The following is a 16,958-nucleotide window of genomic DNA, read 5'->3' as shown; positions in this document are numbered from 1 at the left end:
TACAACGTAGATTTTATGGGAGTTTAGCTGATTCAACCATTAACGGTAACTTAGCCGCGGATGCTCATGGACATTATGATCATCTGATGAACTTTTCAACGGCGGTCACAGGCTGTGCTTTCTTTGCGCCCTCTGTTGAGTTTCTGGCATTGAATATTTGACATCAAATTCCCGGGCAAAACTCAATAACCACGGGCAGCACCTCTTATGAGGTGCATTCTGAGAAGCTTTTGCAACTATCTCTTGCTGTAACCCACCTGAACAACCCGCATGACGTATGAAACTAATTCGGCAGGTCAATGGTCTGAGTAGTGTTCAGATTGCCGCATGCCGCAGCGCAGGCAGATGAACATAAAAACCAACTGATTTATACCCAGAACATTGCCAGTTTTGACAATCAGTCATTAACAACAAAACTGCTATGAAACAGGTGTTTTCATGAATATTGATCCTGCAAACGTTCAGCTTCCCCCATCACCCGAACCCTCTGCAAAAAAACATACGACCACCGAAGTGCAATCCGTGACTCAGTTTACCGCTGAAAGCTTCAACAATCTGCCGGGAGCCGATGAGCTGGCAACCCGATTGAATGAACTCAACAAGAATATGCCAGCCAGCCTTGGCACTGAAGATATTGCCCAAATGTGCCAAAACTTCACCAGTGCCTTTAATCTGGATGTAACTATTCAGCACTGAGCAAAGGCATATTACAGTAATTCCGAACAGCTCTATGAAGTGATTGATATATGTCCATTCCCTGTTTTCTGGCAGACGACAAATAGCTGCGAATCCGTGCAAACATAGAACCACCGTCTGCACTCCTGAAGCAGCCTGAGATTTTCTGCTTTAACTTGGCCATTCGAACATCCCGCTCACTGCCATTGTTATCGAAGGGAATGGTAAAATCTGACATGAAGCGCAGTGTCTCAGCCTTGAACTCAGTGAGTCGTTTGAAGAGATTGTAAGCTTTAGTATTCTTGACTTTCTTGCGCTTAAGCTCCTCTCGTTGCTTCTCCATATAGACGACTTCTTTCATTAGAGCCCGGAAGCAACCGGTCATAAATCTTCTCGATTCGTTCACAGACAACACTTGGCATCTGTAGCATACCTATGGTCTTAAAGCCCTTGCAGTAATGCCAGGAAAGCCTCAGTAGCTTCATCAATCGCAACGCCAGTTGATTGCTGTCCCTATCAACAACACCCAAAAGCTCCCTCAGGTGATGGGCATTGCAAAGTACGTGAGTTGCCGCATATGCAAAATAGGATTTCCAATGATCATGAACCAGAACGCCTGCAAATGTTAGCAGTATGCCCATCGTGTCCATGGCCTCACGACCTCGCTTTTCAGACAAGTAGTAGAGCGTCCATTGTTCATCCCGCATAACGTGTAGCCAGTGCAAAGAGCCCTCGGCCCGCATACCCGTTTCATCGGCTCCGGCAACAGACGATTCCCGCAAGGCGTCACGAATAACCTCTTCAGTAGAAGCCAGATTTTCATAGGTTCTGGCCACAAAATTGGCGACAGTGCCTGCACTTACACTCATTTTATAGAGAGTATTAAAATACTCTGACACGCGCTTAAAAGGCAGGAAATGGTATTGGTTAAGATAGACGGCCATAGCCTGTGTGGCTGAGCCATATTGTGCGGCAGCGGTAACACCTTCCGGGAATTCAGCCTGATTCCGACAACCACAAGTGCAGATTTTTACTTCAGCTCTATGGGCCGTTACTTCAAATTCACCCGGTCTCCCTGGTTCAAACACCTGTCGTTCAATATATTTGACCGGCTCACTATCAAGAAGAGACGCCTGACATTTATTGCATTCTTTAACCGGAAGGTACTCAATATAGTCAGGGATATCGACCTGTTTAAGACAAGTGCCCTGATGCCCTTTCTTTCCACCGGCTTTATTACCAGAAGACTGTCTCAGACTTTTAGGATTGGGTTTTTCATCCGATGGATCGGTACCTTTATCTGCGGAAAGGTCGTCAGAATGATCTGGAGAATTACTGTTTTTACAAGGTTTTTGATAACCATCAGACGATGGCGGCTTGCTGCTGTTTTGACTGTTCTTGCCAACCTTTTCTTCCAATTCTCGACATCGCTCTTCCAGACAGGCAACTCTCATCCGCAGCTCTGCATTCTCTTTCAAGAGAATCTCAGCCGACATAGTTGCGGGTAGTTCTGGAATCATGCTGGCGAATATTGTGGAAAAATGGTGCTTAAGAGGATGGTATAAAAATCAGAAAATTCCAGATTTATGTGGGGGTGCTGAACAGTTACCTGGTTTCATTTGCCTCAAGAGAGCCCAATTTGGCAGGCACATTTACCCAACTTGGTATCAATCCCGAGAACCTTACCCATTTAGCCAAAGGACACAGCATACTGAACCATGCCCGGGCCAGTGAAAACAAACAGCTCACCAATGAAATTGCCGCTGACGGCCTGCAAAAAAGTGATGAATTCACCAGAACGTTTTTCAGTAGCCAGACTGCCAGGAAACCAACTTACAAGGATGAGCCAACGTCTGTCAAAATTGCCTTATGGCTGGTGAAGCCCGATTAATCAGGCTTAACCTGTCGTTTATGGATCAGATAGAGAAACTGACCGGCCTGGTTACTCTGACCCGGTAGCAAGTGCCCGATAAAAAGTGCCTTTATATAGGCAATCTTCGGTATCATAAGCCATCACAAAGACCAAGATAACCAATCAGTAAATGCCGAAAAATTATTAGCAGCAACTCTTATATTCCTGTATGATTGCCGCGGGTCAACGGAGCATTGCGATATATGCTCCCGATAACCAGATGAGGACATAAGAAGTCAGGACCGTTGGTGCACCTTAGTTGTTGCAATCAGGAACTGATTATCTCTAACCGCCAAGCGGCTGAGACTGCAAGAAGTCTGCCCAAAGCTGGAGCAACTGGCTCATTTTTTGATCGTATATTGATCCGTATCAATACAACCCCATTTCGGTTTGCCCACAATAACCATCAAATCTCATAAGTATAATCCGAAGGTAGCATGGAGCATGAGCACTGCAACGTTACAGCCGAGCTATAGCGACAAGCTATACAACTACAAAGTAGTTCGGCAGTTTGCCATCATGGCCGTGGTCTGGGGAGTTGTTGGTATGGCGGTAGGCCTGCTGATTGCCTCTCAGATGGTCTTTCCCGAACTCAACCTGGGCTTGCCCTGGACCAGCTTTGGACGCTTGCGGCCACTGCACACCAATGCGGTGATTTTTGCTTTTGGTGGCTGTGTTCTGTTCGCAACGTCCTACTACATTGTCCAGCGAACCTGTCAGGCGACACTGGCCATGCCGGGGCTCGCCGCCTTTACCTTCTGGGGGTGGCAACTGGTGATTGTCGCTGCGGCCATTACGCTCCCCATGGGCATTACCTCATCCAAAGAGTATGCCGAGCTTGAGTGGCCCATTGATATTCTGATCGCCGTTGTCTGGGTCAGTTACGCCCTGGTCTTCTTTGGCACCATCATGAAGCGCAAGAGCAAGCACATCTATGTAGCTAACTGGTTCTTTGGTGCGTTCATTATTACGGTTGCCGTGCTCCATATCGTTAACAGCGCTTCTCTGCCCGTCAGCCTGACCAAGTCCTACTCGGCCTACGCTGGTGCCATGGATGCCATGATCCAGTGGTGGTATGGTCACAACGCGGTAGGCTTCTTCCTCACCGCTGGCTTCCTGGGCATGATGTATTACTTTGTTCCCAAACAGGCAGAGCGTCCGGTTTACTCTTATCGTCTGTCCATCGTGCATTTCTGGGCACTGGTTGCCATCTACATCTGGGCCGGCCCGCACCATCTCCACTACACCGCACTGCCGGACTGGGCCCAGAGTCTGGGCATGGTCATGTCGCTGGTGCTGCTGGCACCGTCCTGGGGTGGCATGATCAACGGTATCATGACCCTATCCGGTGCCTGGCATAAGCTGCGGACCGACCCGATCCTGCGCTTCCTGGTGGTTTCCCTTTCCTTCTATGGCATGTCCACCTTTGAAGGACCGATGATGGCCATCAAGACCGTTAATGCCCTGTCCCACTACACGGACTGGACCATTGGTCATGTTCACTCCGGTGCCCTGGGTTGGGTAGCCATGGTGTCATTCGGTTCCCTGTATCACCTGATTCCAAGACTGTACGGCAAAGAGCAGATGTTCAGCGTTAGCCTGATCAATGCGCACTTTTGGCTGGCTACCATCGGCACCGTGCTTTACATCGTTGCCATGTGGGTGAACGGTATCACCCAGGGCCTGATGTGGCGTGCAGTCAACGAAGACGGCACGTTAACCTACAGCTTCATTGAATCCGTAGAAGCCAGCGGCTTCGGCTACATTGTCCGCGCTATTGGTGGTGCCTTCTTTGTACTTGGCATGCTGATCATGGCTTACAACGTATACCGCACGGCCAGTGAATCAAAGGAGCAATCTACACAGAAAAAATCCCTCGAACTCCACCCGACCACTGCGCCGGTTGAAGGGAGATAATAATAATGGCTAGCAAGCACGATATTGTTGAAAAGAACCTTGGCCTGATGGTGATACTGGTGGTGGTTGCCATCAGCTTTGGCTCCCTGGTTGAGATCGTCCCGCTCTTTTTCCAGAAAGAGACCACTCAGCCCGTTGACGGTCTGAAGCCTTACACAGCGATGCAGCTGGAAGGCCGTGATATCTACATCCGTGAGGGCTGCGCAGGCTGCCACTCCCAGATGATCCGTCCGCTTCGTGCCGAGGTTGAGCGCTATGGTCACTATTCGGTCGCTGGCGAGTCCGTTTATGACTATCCATTCCTCTGGGGCTCCAAACGTACCGGTCCGGACCTTGCCAGGGTTGGTGGTCGTTACTCTGATGACTGGCACCGTGCTCACCTGATTAACCCACGTGACCTGGTGCCTCAGTCCATCATGCCCGCTTACCCATTCCTGGCTGACAACCAACTGGATGGCAAGCTGACCGCAAGAAAGATGGAAGCATTACGGACCCTGGGAGTTCCTTACACCGATGAAGATATTGCCAGCGCCAGGGATGCCGTGAAAGGTCAAACCGAGCTGGACGCCTTGGTGGCTTATCTCCAGGGACTGGGCACCGTTATTTCGAGTAAGCGCTGATGGATATCAATACGATTCGAGGACTGGCGACACTGGTCGCCCTGATCGCATTTCTATCGGTGGTCTTCTGGGCATACAGCAGCAGTCGTAAAGGCGATTTTGAAGAAGCCGCTTCCCTGCCATTTGCTGATGACCAGCAAGAGGATGCTGTCAATACCGATGCCACAGGCAGCCACCGGGAAACCCATAAGAACTCCCGAAAAAGAGGAGTAGCATAACGATGAGTAATTTCTGGCACTGGTGGATCGTGTTACTGACCACCGCCTGCCTTGTACTGGTCACCTGGGTTCTGTTTTCAACACGTAAGGCCCAGCGCAAGGAAATGACGGAAGAGACCACCGGTCATGCCTATGATGGTATCGAAGAGTACGATAACCCTCTGCCCCACTGGTGGTTTATCATGTTTGTGGCCACCCTGGTATTTACCGTGGGTTATTTGATTCTTTACCCGGGCATGGGTAAGTTGAAAGGCGTCCTTGGCTGGACTCAGGTTAACGAGCTGGAACAGGATCAGCTGAAGCATGACCGCAAATATGCGCCAGAATTTGCCCGTTATGCCGCCACCCCCATTGACGAACTGATTAAAAACCCCAGGGCTCTGAAAATGGGTGAGCGGGTATTTATCAACAATTGCGCCCTCTGTCACGGTATGGATGCCGGCGGTAACTTCGGCTTCCCAAATCTTACTGACGGTGACTGGCTTTACGGTGGTACGTCTGATGCTATCAAGGCCAGTATTGCCCACGGCCGTCAGGGGCAGATGCCGGCATGGGGTGCCGTGATCGGTGATATAGGCGTGAAGCAGGTTGCCAGCTATACCCGTGAACTGTCCGGCATCGCTACCGGTGCCAGCGAAGCGGACCTGGATGCGGGCAAAACGATTTTCAGTACGACGTGCGCCGTCTGTCATAACGCCGATGGCACAGGAAACCTTGCCCTGGGCGCGCCAAACCTGACCAACAATATCTGGCTGTATGGCTCCAGTCAGGTCCAGGTGGAATACACCATCCGTCAGGGACGAAATGGCGTTATGCTACCATGGAACGATATTCTTGGTGAAGAGAAGGTTCACCTGGTGACGGCTTACGTTTACAGCCTGACTCATATGGCTGAATGATCTGCTCACCACGCCGGAGGCGCAGAGACACGGAGAGTGCGGAGAGAGAGTGCAGAGAGAGTGCGGAGAAATCCTCTGGTGGCCTCGTTCCCACGCTCCGCGTGGGAATGCATACCGGATTTGCAGAATTAGGAAAAACCTGTATTGCCCGAAATCCAGGGTGCCTGATGGGCATTTTGCATTGGCGGCGAGTTCAGGTATGCATTCCCACGGAGGACCGTGGGAACGAGTCAAAGGGTTTCGAGTGCCCCTCGGGACCGTGGGAGTGAAAATCCATAAAAACCTTACCGGTATATTCGGGCTCTATGAATAAAGACAATGCCAACCAGGAACCGGAACTGATCGACCTCTATCAGAAGCCTGAGAAGATCTATACCAGGAGCTTCTCCGGACACTTTCGAACGCTTCGTCTGGCTGGCGGAACATTCCTTTTCTTACTTTTTTTTGGTACCTGCTGGATCAACCTTGATGGCCGTCAGGCGGTACTTTTTGACCTTCCTGCCCGTCAGTTTCATATTTTCGGCACCACCTTCTGGCCACAGGACTTTATCCTGCTCTCCTGGCTACTGATTATCTGTGCCTTTGGCCTGTTTGCATTAACGGTAGTTGCCGGACGAATCTGGTGTGGCTACACCTGTCCCCAAAGTGTTTTTACCTGGGTGTTCATGTGGGCCGAACGAATCACTGAAGGTGAACGCAACCGCAGAATGAAAATGGACAAAGAGCCCATGTCCATCGGAAAATTTCTGCGCAAAAGTGCTAAACATATCCTCTGGCTCAGTATCGCCTTTGCTACAGCACTCACCTTTGTCGGTTATTTTATTCCCGTCCGACAACTGGTTATGGACATAGCCACCGTCGATGTGGCGCCCTGGGGTGCTTTCTGGCTCGGCTTCTTCACCCTGGCAACCTACGGTAATGCCGGTTACCTGCGAGAGCAGGTTTGCATTTACATGTGTCCCTACGCTCGTTTCCAGAGCGTTATGTTTGATAACGATACCCTGGTGGTTGCTTACGACGAACATCGCGGTGAGCAACGTGGCCCACGCAGGAAAAGCGCTGATCACAAAAGCATGGGGCTGGGAGACTGCGTGGACTGCAGTGTCTGCGTACAGGTCTGTCCTACGGGTATCGACATCCGTGATGGACTTCAATACCAGTGTATAGGCTGTGCCGCCTGTATCGATGCCTGTGACACCATCATGGACAAAATGGGCTATGACAAGGGCCTGATTCGCTACACCACCGACAATGAACTTTCCGGCAAGAAAACCCATTGGCTGCGCCCCCGCCTGATCGGGTATTGTTCAGCATTATTAATCATGATCTGCCTGTTTATCTTCAGCCTTGGCCATCGAATTCCGTTGGAACTGGAAGTACTCAGGGATAGAAATGTTCTTTACCGGGTTATAAATGATGACCAGGTAGAGAATATCTTCACATTGAAAATCGCTAACAAAGACCAGCACCCCCACAACATCAAAATACAGGTGGCTGGTATTGAGAATCTGAAAATAGCGGGCAAAACCGCCATAGTGGTAGAACCAGGCAGTGTGGAACAGGAAATCATCAGAGTTATCGCTCCGTTGATTGATGGCACCCCTGTCACCCAGCCAATTCGCTTCAGTATCAGTTCCAGTCAGCCCGGGCTGGAAGCCATTACCGCTGAAAGCCGATTTATGGTGCCCGGACGATAGAGGAAAACCTGTACCATGACGCAGTCAATAACCGGCAGGGACAACCTGCCAGCCAACCAGCCTTCGACCAACAGGGAACCATTTACCCCCTGGTACCGGGAACCCTGGGCCTGGTACATCGTCGGTATTCTGATGGTCACCTTTGCCTGGGGAGGTTTTCAGGTCTACACTGCCTTCACCCATCAGGACAGTGTTGTGATTGATGACTATTACAAGAACGGCAAAACCATCAACCAGGACATGACCCGGATTGACAATGCCCGAAGCCTGGCCGTTGCAGGCATACTGACCATTGATGAGCTGATCGGTGAAGTCAGGGTGAAGATGCAGGGAAGCCCGGATGCGTGGCCTGAGCAACTTAAACTCAGTTTTCTGTCTCCGGTGTTTAAAGACAAAGATAAGGCCATTACGCTGACCCGCTCCTTCGGCATATCGTCTATAGCCTCTGGCACTGCACAACCAGGGCAAAACCCGGTCTATGTCGGTCAGCTGGAAGCGCTGATTGACGGTCGTTACTACCTGCAACTGGAAACACTGGATGAGCTGATTCCGGAAGTAGGCTATGAGACCGGCTGGAAGATCACCCTGGAGGCAGTCGTCTCACCGGGAACACCCATTACCTTGAAAAACCCGGATGCCTGATGACCGATACCCGTTGCTTTCATTGCACACTGCCGGTCAGCGAGCCGGTGGTATTTTTTGCAGACGTTGAAGGAATACCACAGCCCATGTGCTGCCCGGGCTGCAAGGCAGTGACCGAGGCCATTGTTGCCGGCGGTCTGGAGAATTATTACCGGCACCGGACCGAAAGCGCCAACCAGGTCACGGATCTGACTCAGCGACTGCAGGAAGAGCTGCAGATCTATGACCGTGCAGAGGTGCAGGAGGATTTTGTCAGACCCGCAGGACCAGCTACTTATAGCCAGGAACGGGACAGCCAGGACAACCGCTTAACTGCCAGCCTGTTGATTGACGGCATTACCTGCGCTGCCTGTATCTGGTTACTGGAAAACCATCTGGAAGCACTGGCGGGTGTTGCCCGGGTCAGTGTCAATCTCAGCACCCATGAGGCACAGATCACCTGGGATAACAGCGAGATCCCCTTAAGCACCATTCTGCTGGAAATTCACAAAATCGGTTACAAAGCGTTCCCCTGGCGTGCCGACCAGCAGGAAGCCCTGCTGAAAAATGAAAACCGAATCTTTATACGACGGCTTGCCGTTGCCGGTATTGGTGCCATGCAGGTGATGATGTATGCCATCGCCCTCTATTCCGGTGCGATCAGTGACGATATGCCGGACATTTACCGGGACCTGATCCGGATCTTCAGTGCCGTGATTGCTACGCCTGTGGTTTTGTATTCTGCCGCCCCCTTCTTCAAGGCGGCCTGGCGGGATATCAAAATACGACACCTCGGTATGGATGTTCCGGTATCCATTGCTATTGGCGGCGCCTACCTGGCCAGCCTGTGGGCAACCTTCTCTGTTTACTTCCTTGCGACAGGTTCAAGCGGTGAAGTCTACTACGACTCCGTCTCCATGTTCACCTTCTTCCTGTTGACTGGCCGCTACCTTGAGCTTCGTGCCCGCCATGCAACCGCCAGGGCTGCACGGGCGCTGACCAATCTGCTGCCGCCCAGCTGCCTGAAAGAAGTCAACGGTCAGTATCAGCGTGTCCCGGTGGCCGACTTGCAACCAGACGACAAAGTTAGAATTCTTCCCGGTGATGCCATTCCCGCAGATGGCATTCTGATCAGTGGCTCCACCAGCGTGAATGAAGCCATGTTGACCGGAGAGTACCTGCCCATCGAAAAGCAGCCCGGTGATACACTGCTGTGCAGCAGTATCAACGTGGATCACCCGATTGAGCTGAAGGTAAGCAAAGTGGGCGAAGAGACCCGGGTAGCCGGCATTATCCAGCTGCTGCAGCGGGCACAGCAGGATAAACCCGCCATCGCCAAAATTGCCGATAAGGTGGCCGGCTGGTTTGTTGCCTGTGTTTTGTTGGTTGCCATTGTCGTTTACTGGGGCTGGTCTGGCATTGCTCCGGAAGACGCGTTCTGGATTACCCTTTCAGTTCTGGTGGTGACCTGCCCCTGCGCTCTGTCCCTGGCCACCCCTGCCGCCCTGACTGCGGCTACCGGTTATCTGCACCGTCTGGGTCTGCTGGTGACCCGTGGTCATGTTCTGGAGGGCCTGAAAACCATCGACCATGTGATCTTTGATAAGACCGGCACCCTGACCAAAGGAGAACTCTCTTTAAGCCGGGTCGTTCCTCTTGATAACGGCAACTGCTCAAAAGAGGTGTTGCTGCAACGGGCGGCGGCCCTGGAAGCTCACTCGGAACACCCTATCGCCAAAGCCTTTTTCTACACGGTTGAGTCACTGCATGAGCAGGCTCACGATGTTAAAAACCACCCGGGCCAGGGGATAGAAGGCACCATTGGCAACCGCTTTTATCGTATCGGACGACCAGACTTTGCCTGCCCCTGCGACAACATGGCAACACCAGAACAGGATGGACAGTGGCTGCTGATGTCAGAAAGTACTGACCAGGAACTCTGGCAACCGCTCTGCTGGTTCAGGATTACCGACAGCCTGCGCCCTGAGGCCGCCCACACAATCCAACGGCTGCAACAGATGGGCAAAACCGTAACCTTGCTCAGTGGTGATGCCGAGCTGGTGGTGGCGGCAACCGCTGAATCTCTTGGTATACGACAATGGAAGTCTGAAAGCAGTCCGGATGACAAGCTGCACTATATACAGACGCTGCAGAGTCAGGGCCACAAAGTCTTGATGGTCGGTGATGGCATCAATGATGTTCCTGTTCTGGCAGGGGCGGATATCTCCATGGCCATGGGTAATGCCTCTGACCTGGCACGCACCAGTGCAGATGCGGTATTGATTTGTGGCAACCTTGAGCGACTGGCCGATGCCTTTAACCTGACCATAAGAACCCGGAAAATCATCCGGCAAAACCTGGCATGGTCCCTTGGCTACAACCTGGCCGCACTGCCCCTGGCCGCTGCTGGCATGATTGCTCCCTGGATGGCGGCTACCGGTATGGCGCTCAGCTCCCTGATTGTGGTGGCCAATGCCCTGCGACTGAATCGCCCGGGGAAACCGGTTAATGAACCAGACCGATCAGAAGAAGTATACGCCCACCTTGAACCCGGAGAAGCTGCCTGATTATGGAAAGCCTGATTATCCTGATTCCTCTGGCCCTGATCCTGATCGGTGTAGCGATCAAAGTGTTCTTCTGGGCTGTAGACAATGGACAGTTTGACGACCTTGAAGGGCCGGCACACAGCATTCTTTTTGATGAGCCTCAACGCACACAGATACCAAAGGCTAATTCACAAAAGGATGATAAACCCTGAGCATCATGGAACTTAGAGAGAGTTTGATATGCATGCCCACGGGGGACCGTGGGAACGAGTCCATCTTTTTTGCTCGGAATCCACCACCAGTATTGCGTCAGCAAGGGAAAAACAAGGCAGTAGTGTATGACCATTAATGAAGTCCCCACTTTACTTTCCGCATTAACCCTGGGAATCCTGGGCAGTGCCCACTGCATTGGAATGTGTGGCGGCATTACTTCCGCCCTCAGTCTCTCCCTGGCAGGCAGGTCCCGTGCACAAATCTTCTGGCTGATGCTGGCCTATCATCTTGGACGGATTACCAGCTACAGCATCGCTGCTTTCCTGCTGGGCAGCATTGGCTGGTACCTGGGAGGTATCAGCCCGGAAGTAAAAATGGGACTCCGATATTTTGCAGCTATTATGCTAATCGCCATGGGGCTTTATCTGACCGGTTGGTGGCGGGGTCTGACACATCTGGAAAAGATCGGACATAAACTCTGGCAACATATCCAACCCAAAGCCAAAGCTCTGCTGCCAATAAAAAACGTTGCCAATGCCCTTGCCGTTGGCATGCTCTGGGGGTGGTTACCCTGCGGCCTGGTCTACAGCACACTGGCCTGGAGCGCCACCCAGGGAAACCCTGTACAGGGTGCGCTGTTAATGGCCTCATTCGGTATGGGCACCATACCCTCAGTGTTCCTGCTCGGCGCCTTCTCAAGACAGCTCAGCGGTATCATTCAGGCCCGCATTACCCGTAATCTGGCTGGTTTGCTGATCATCCTGTTCGGGCTATGGTCTATGCCAGGCGCTCACCAGAAGTGGCTGATGTCCGCGCTGCATCATCATATGTGATAAAAAGAAGGCACCGGCCTGTTCAGAATAAAACCACCTGGCGCATTAATTGCTCGATTAATAACCAAAAGGCAGATAAGATCCCTGCCTTTTAAAATTTCACGTCACCTGCGATACAGTCCTCAGGCATAACGGGTTCGGTTCTTACTTATTGACACCAATCAAAGAACGGAACTGAAAATCTTTTTAAACTACCAAAAAGCATCATGACGTAATACAGACTGTTTTGCCTTAAGCTTTCCGGCACCGAAAAAGAGATCTGAAGGCCAAAACATTGACTGACAAGACATGAAGATTACCGTTCGAGAGCAATGATGAATAGTGCACCAGTTTGGGATAAAGACCTGATTCACCGTTACAACCACTCAGGCCCGCGTTATACCTCCTATCCCACAGCGGTGCAGTTTGATGGCAGCTTTGATATTCACAAATATCACGAAAATGCCCAGTCCAGTGCCAGCAGTATCAAACCGCTTTCGCTCTACTTTCACATTCCGTTCTGCTCTCATGTTTGCTATTACTGCGCCTGCAATAAAATTGTGACCAAGCATCGTGAGCGTGCCAATATCTATCTGGAATACCTGTTCCGTGAGATCGAGATGCAATCAGCACTCTATAGCAATGAACAGCGGGTTGAACAGCTCCACTTTGGCGGCGGCACTCCGACCTTTCTGAGCAGAGATCAGATGACTGACCTGATGGGTCATATCAGCCAGCACTTCCAGCTGACCCACAGCGATGGTGCAGACTATTCCATTGAACTGGATCCCAGGGAAGTTGACTGGCCCATGATGGGCACCCTGAGGGACCTCGGGTTCAACCGAATCAGCATCGGTGTTCAGGACCTCAATCCCAGAGTGCAGGAAGCCGTTAACCGGGTACAGCCGGAAAGTATGATTCAATCTGTGCTTGATGCTTCCCGAGTCATGGCATTCCGGTCCGTACATATGGACCTGATTTACGGCCTGCCTTTCCAGAGCGCCAGCAGTTTTATGGAAACCATTGATCGTGTGGTCGATATGGCACCGGACAGGTTATCCCTGTTTAACTACGCCCACCTGCCACACCGCTTTAAGCCACAGCGCCGAATCAATGAACAGGATCTGCCAGTGCCTGAGATGAAGCTGGAAATTCTGCACAAGGCCACGGAAAAGCTGCTGGATCAGGGGTATATCTACATTGGTATGGATCACTTTGCCCTGCCTGACGATGAGCTGGCCGTTGCCCGGGAAGAAGGTACTCTGCACCGGAATTTTCAGGGTTATACCACCCATGGCCACTGCGACCTGATCGGCATGGGTGTGTCTGCCATCAGCCAGGTAGGCGACACCTATATTCAGAACAGCACGGATGAAGCCCAGTATTACGCAATGATCAATGAACAGCAGTTGCCGATGGTACGCGGCCTGAAGATGACAGATGATGACAAAGTCCGCCAGACAGTGATTACCCAGCTGATCTGCCACTTCAAACTGAACTTCAGCGATATTGAAGCGCAGTTTGGCATTCAATTCAGAGATTACTTCCGTGATGAGCTGGCAAGGCTTGAGCCTATGAGGGAAGACGGCCTTGTCAGTTACAATAGTGATGGCTTGCTGGAAGTGTTGCCTAAAGGAACCCTGCTGATCCGTAACATCTGTATGCAGTTCGACCACTATCTCCATCAACCGGAGATGAAAGAAAAGCCGCTCTACTCAAAGGTTATCTGATAAGCAGGCCGCAAGTCGGTTCGCACGCGAACCGACTTGCGGCCTGCTTATCAGAAGAAAACCGAAACTGACTACTCTTTATCACCACTCTCACATTGATTTACTTGAAACATAAGTGCAAAATCTGCCGGGTCAGTCAAACACCACGAACGGAAATTCAATCCTGTGACGCAAGACAACGTCGGATGGACTTTTCCGGGGACAAAGACACACAACCACCAGGTGCAATGACCGGTACTATTATCGATGTCAGCCCTGAGCTGGATAGACGACACAGCAGAGAAATCTCATCGGAACATCGTTTATGACGCCTTACTGAAGCAGTACTAAACTACTTCTTTAGATCTGTCCGGCTGCGTATATACCTGATTTACACTCCGGTAATATTTTTCATAAACTTGGCTTTCCGATAAAACAGTGTCGAATTTCGCAAATACGACTTTGAGGCCTCTCAATGACGTCAAAGCCCAACGTCCGACAGCCGAGCCATGTGGCCTGCAGAGACTGCAGCCTCAGCTCACTGTGCCTGCCACTGGCACTAAGCATTAAGGATATTGATCAGCTGGATCACATTATCAAGCGTGGACGTCCTTTGAAAAAAGGCGAACACCTGTTTCTGGAAGGCGACCCCTTCACCAGTGTCTTTGCTGTTCGCTCCGGGGCTATCAAAACGTACACGGCGACCAATGAAGGTGAGGAACAAATCACCGGATTTTACCTGCCCAGTGAAATTCTTGGCCTGAGTGGCATGGATACGGATACCTACCCGGTTTCTGCCCAGGCTATGGAAACCACCATGATCTGCGAAATTCCTTTCGAGCAGCTGGAAACCCTTTCAGATCAGTTTCCGGAGCTTCGCCGCCATTTGATGCGACTGATGAGCAAGCGCATCCGCGAAGATCAGCAAATGATGATGCTGCTCTCCAAGAAAAACGCAGATGAACGCATTGCCACGTTCCTGATCAATCTGGCCAGCCGTTTTCGTCGCCGTGGTTTTTCTTCCCAGTCGTTCCGACTGTCCATGTCGAGAAATGAGATGGGGAACTACCTGGGCCTGGCGGTAGAAACCGTAAGTCGTGTATTTACCCGATTCCAGAAAAATGGCCTGATCTCAGCGGTGGGCAAGGAAATCGAAATTCGCAACTCTGTTGAGCTATGCACACTGGCCGGCGGAAAAACGCTGGAACCAAACCCGATTGTCACCGGCGCATGACTTTATTCGCTGATGAAGCTACCCTTTGAGGTGGCTTCTTCCATTTGTTCTATTGACTGATAGCGGCATGCTCTCTCCCATGCATACAAACGAAAGCTCATCCGTTCAGGTATATCTGCGATCCCAAATCAGAACCATACCGAACTGGCCTCATGAAGGTATCCTGTTCAGGGATATCACCACGCTGTTTGAAAACCCGGAAGCATGGCGCAAGACCGTAGATGTCATGGTTCAGCGTTATGAGCGTCAGGCTTTTGATCGTATTGGCGCTTTGGATGCCCGTGGTTTCCTGCTTGGCTCGACACTGGCCTATATCCTGAACAAGCCACTGGTACTGTTTCGTAAGAAAGGTAAACTACCCGGTAAAACCCTCTGTGTTGAGTATGACCTTGAGTATGGAAAAGCCGTGCTGGAAATGCATGAAGACACCGTTAAGGCTGGTGAAAAAATCCTGTTGATGGATGATCTTATCGCCACCGGCGGCACTTTGCTGGCAGCAGATCAGTTGATCCGAAATGCCGGGGCCAGCATTCTGGAGGCCGCTGCCATTATCAACCTGCCCGACCTCAAAGGTGCTGATAAACTCAATGCGGCCGGCATTCCAACCTACACCCTGTGCAGTTTTGAAGGCGAATAAGACCATCATCAGTTCAGAATTTCAGGGATGATACGATATCTCTCATAGGGCCGGTGCCAGTATTCCTGAGTCGGCTCCAGAATCTTGTCCGGCAGGCGTGGAAGCATTCAGCCGGAAGGTACTTCCCCGGAAAAAAGGACTTTTCATATGGGAATTTGTGCCAAGGAATTGCGACACTATGTGGTTCGCCCAGCACTTAAGCATCTGGGCATGTGGAGCCCAACCGCTGAAAATCTGCTGCTTGGTACTGCTGCCAGAGAGTCAGGACTCGGCTTTCACCTGAAACTGGCCAATCATCAGGCCCTTGGTATTTATCAAATATCACCGCGTATGCACAGAAATATCTGGGATTTATTTCTTGCTCCAAACCCTGATCTCTCCAGCAAGGTTCGTGGGTTGGCCAGTCAGCGAGAGTTTCTTTCCCATCCCCATCATGAGCTTGCCACCAATCTGGTTTACGCCACGGCCATTGCATGGCTTATCTATCATCGATCGGGCCTGAAAATAGAGAACATCGATCAGGACGATATCGCCGCTTTGGGCAAGTTATGGCAAAAGCAGTTTCACAGCAGAAATCCGGGAACCATCAAGAGTTTCTGTGAAAGCTATCAACAGATGATTATTGAATCAGGTAGCTCCACAGAGGAGTCCGCGTACTTTAACCGGGCTGCAGCCAAGCCCGCCTGAGACTGTTATTCAGCCTCCTGGCGGCACTGATCGTATGCTTCGTGATCTCACACCCACTATAGGCCGCGGGCTTCTGCGCATTTAACGCACAGGTCAGCATAAGGCATAACTTCCAGACGCTGAACCGGAATGTCCTTGCCGCAGGATAAACAAAATCCGTAATCTCCTTCGTTCATGCGATCAAGAGCCCGGTTAATTTTACCGAGCTCAATAACCGCCTCATTCCCAAGCGCATCAATAACTTCATCATTCTCCCGTTCCTGGGCCTGTTCAGACCAGTCTGCGCTGTTTTTACGGGAGGCATCTTTTTTAATTTTGCCCAGACGCGTATTCAGCTCATCCCTGCGAGCCAGCAACCATTTTTGCAACTTATCATGATCTGTCATTTTGCTACCCCTGCACAAAGATACTGGAGAACCTTGCTTTTATTCTTTTCAGAAATTCCGAACTCAAATAGTAGATCATTGCTACCGTCAGCGTAATATTCTCTATCAAGAAAATAGATCTTTTCTGTCCGGCTGTCCTTTGCCACTACAGACTTTCCGTGAAACACTGACTTGG

General features: G+C 51.1%; 18 protein-coding genes. 15 read left to right on the top strand and 3 right to left on the bottom strand.

Translation table 11 applies throughout. The annotated features are described in order from the left end of the window. Positions 1-438 precede the first annotated feature (438 nt). A complete protein-coding gene (locus tag MJO57_RS23095; RefSeq protein ID WP_252019076.1) occupies positions 439-696 on the top strand; it encodes a hypothetical protein in 258 nt (85 codons plus the stop codon). On the opposite strand, the gene MJO57_RS23090 is transcribed toward MJO57_RS23095, so the two are convergent. Both MJO57_RS23090 and MJO57_RS23085 read right to left on the bottom strand, forming a co-directional pair. Then, positions 683-1,060, bottom strand: a complete 378-nt coding sequence (locus MJO57_RS23090; RefSeq protein ID WP_252019074.1) for a transposase — start codon at positions 1,058-1,060, stop codon at positions 683-685. The genes MJO57_RS23095 and MJO57_RS23090 overlap by 14 nt on opposite strands. Further along, positions 993-2,195, bottom strand: coding sequence for an IS66 family transposase (locus tag MJO57_RS23085; RefSeq protein WP_252019072.1), 1,203 nt, complete (start codon positions 2,193-2,195; stop codon positions 993-995). Before MJO57_RS23085 ends, MJO57_RS23090 begins: the two co-directional genes overlap by 68 nt. Positions 2,196-2,269: 74 nt before the next feature. On the opposite strand from MJO57_RS23085, the gene MJO57_RS23080 reads away from it, so the two are divergent. The 14 genes from MJO57_RS23080 (at position 2,270) to MJO57_RS23015 (ending at position 16,397) form a co-directional block, all read left to right on the top strand. Then, positions 2,270-2,566 (top strand): hypothetical protein, encoded by a 297-nt coding sequence (locus tag MJO57_RS23080; protein WP_252019070.1) that lies wholly within the window; start codon positions 2,270-2,272, stop codon positions 2,564-2,566. A gap of 465 nt (positions 2,567-3,031) precedes the next feature. Further along, on the top strand, positions 3,032-4,504 hold the full coding sequence (gene ccoN, locus MJO57_RS23075) for a cytochrome-c oxidase, cbb3-type subunit I (protein WP_252019068.1): 1,473 nt from the start codon (positions 3,032-3,034) through the stop codon (positions 4,502-4,504). Positions 4,505-4,509: 5 nt separating this feature from the next. Beyond that, positions 4,510-5,124 (top strand): cytochrome-c oxidase, cbb3-type subunit II, encoded by a 615-nt coding sequence (gene ccoO / locus MJO57_RS23070; protein ID WP_252019066.1) that lies wholly within the window; start codon positions 4,510-4,512, stop codon positions 5,122-5,124. Beyond that, entirely contained in the window at positions 5,124-5,342 is a 219-nt protein-coding gene (locus MJO57_RS23065; protein WP_252019064.1) for a cbb3-type cytochrome c oxidase subunit 3, read from the top strand. Before ccoO ends, MJO57_RS23065 begins: the two co-directional genes overlap by 1 nt. Positions 5,343-5,344: 2 nt before the next feature. Next, positions 5,345-6,241, top strand: a complete 897-nt coding sequence (gene ccoP / locus MJO57_RS23060; RefSeq protein WP_252019062.1) for a cytochrome-c oxidase, cbb3-type subunit III — start codon at positions 5,345-5,347, stop codon at positions 6,239-6,241. Positions 6,242-6,546: 305 nt separating this feature from the next. Continuing rightward, positions 6,547-7,938 (top strand): cytochrome c oxidase accessory protein CcoG, encoded by a 1,392-nt coding sequence (gene ccoG, locus MJO57_RS23055; protein WP_252019060.1) that lies wholly within the window; start codon positions 6,547-6,549, stop codon positions 7,936-7,938. 15 nt (positions 7,939-7,953) lie between these two features. Further along, complete coding sequence (locus MJO57_RS23050) at positions 7,954-8,580, top strand: FixH family protein (protein WP_252019058.1); 627 nt, start codon at positions 7,954-7,956, stop codon at positions 8,578-8,580. After that, entirely contained in the window at positions 8,580-11,126 is a 2,547-nt protein-coding gene (locus MJO57_RS23045) for a heavy metal translocating P-type ATPase (RefSeq protein WP_252019057.1), read from the top strand. The genes MJO57_RS23050 and MJO57_RS23045 overlap by 1 nt, the downstream gene beginning before the upstream one ends. 2 nt (positions 11,127-11,128) lie before the next feature. Continuing rightward, a complete protein-coding gene (ccoS, locus tag MJO57_RS23040) occupies positions 11,129-11,317 on the top strand; it encodes a cbb3-type cytochrome oxidase assembly protein CcoS (RefSeq protein WP_252019055.1) in 189 nt (62 codons plus the stop codon). A gap of 126 nt (positions 11,318-11,443) precedes the next feature. After that, entirely contained in the window at positions 11,444-12,151 is a 708-nt protein-coding gene (locus tag MJO57_RS23035; RefSeq protein ID WP_252019053.1) for a sulfite exporter TauE/SafE family protein, read from the top strand. A 311-nt stretch (positions 12,152-12,462) separates the two neighbouring features. After that, complete coding sequence (hemN, locus tag MJO57_RS23030; RefSeq protein ID WP_252019051.1) at positions 12,463-13,860, top strand: oxygen-independent coproporphyrinogen III oxidase; 1,398 nt, start codon at positions 12,463-12,465, stop codon at positions 13,858-13,860. A gap of 454 nt (positions 13,861-14,314) precedes the next feature. Continuing rightward, a complete protein-coding gene (fnr, locus tag MJO57_RS23025; protein ID WP_252019049.1) occupies positions 14,315-15,073 on the top strand; it encodes a fumarate/nitrate reduction transcriptional regulator Fnr in 759 nt (252 codons plus the stop codon). A gap of 79 nt (positions 15,074-15,152) precedes the next feature. Next, complete coding sequence (locus MJO57_RS23020; RefSeq protein WP_252019047.1) at positions 15,153-15,710, top strand: adenine phosphoribosyltransferase; 558 nt, start codon at positions 15,153-15,155, stop codon at positions 15,708-15,710. 84 nt (positions 15,711-15,794) lie between these two features. After that, positions 15,795-16,397, top strand: a complete 603-nt coding sequence (locus MJO57_RS23015; RefSeq protein WP_252019045.1) for a hypothetical protein — start codon at positions 15,795-15,797, stop codon at positions 16,395-16,397. Between the two features lie 56 nt (positions 16,398-16,453). Here MJO57_RS23015 and MJO57_RS23010 read toward each other — a convergent pair whose 3' ends face one another. Next, a complete protein-coding gene (locus MJO57_RS23010; protein WP_252019043.1) occupies positions 16,454-16,783 on the bottom strand; it encodes a TraR/DksA family transcriptional regulator in 330 nt (109 codons plus the stop codon). Between the last annotated feature and the right edge of the window lie 175 nt (positions 16,784-16,958).

Origin of the sequence: Endozoicomonas sp. SCSIO W0465 (assembly GCF_023716865.1) — a bacterium.
Classification (GTDB): domain Bacteria; phylum Pseudomonadota; class Gammaproteobacteria; order Pseudomonadales; family Endozoicomonadaceae; genus Endozoicomonas.
Note: the sequence above shows the minus strand (reverse complement) of the source record. Positions and strands in the feature narration are given on the sequence as shown.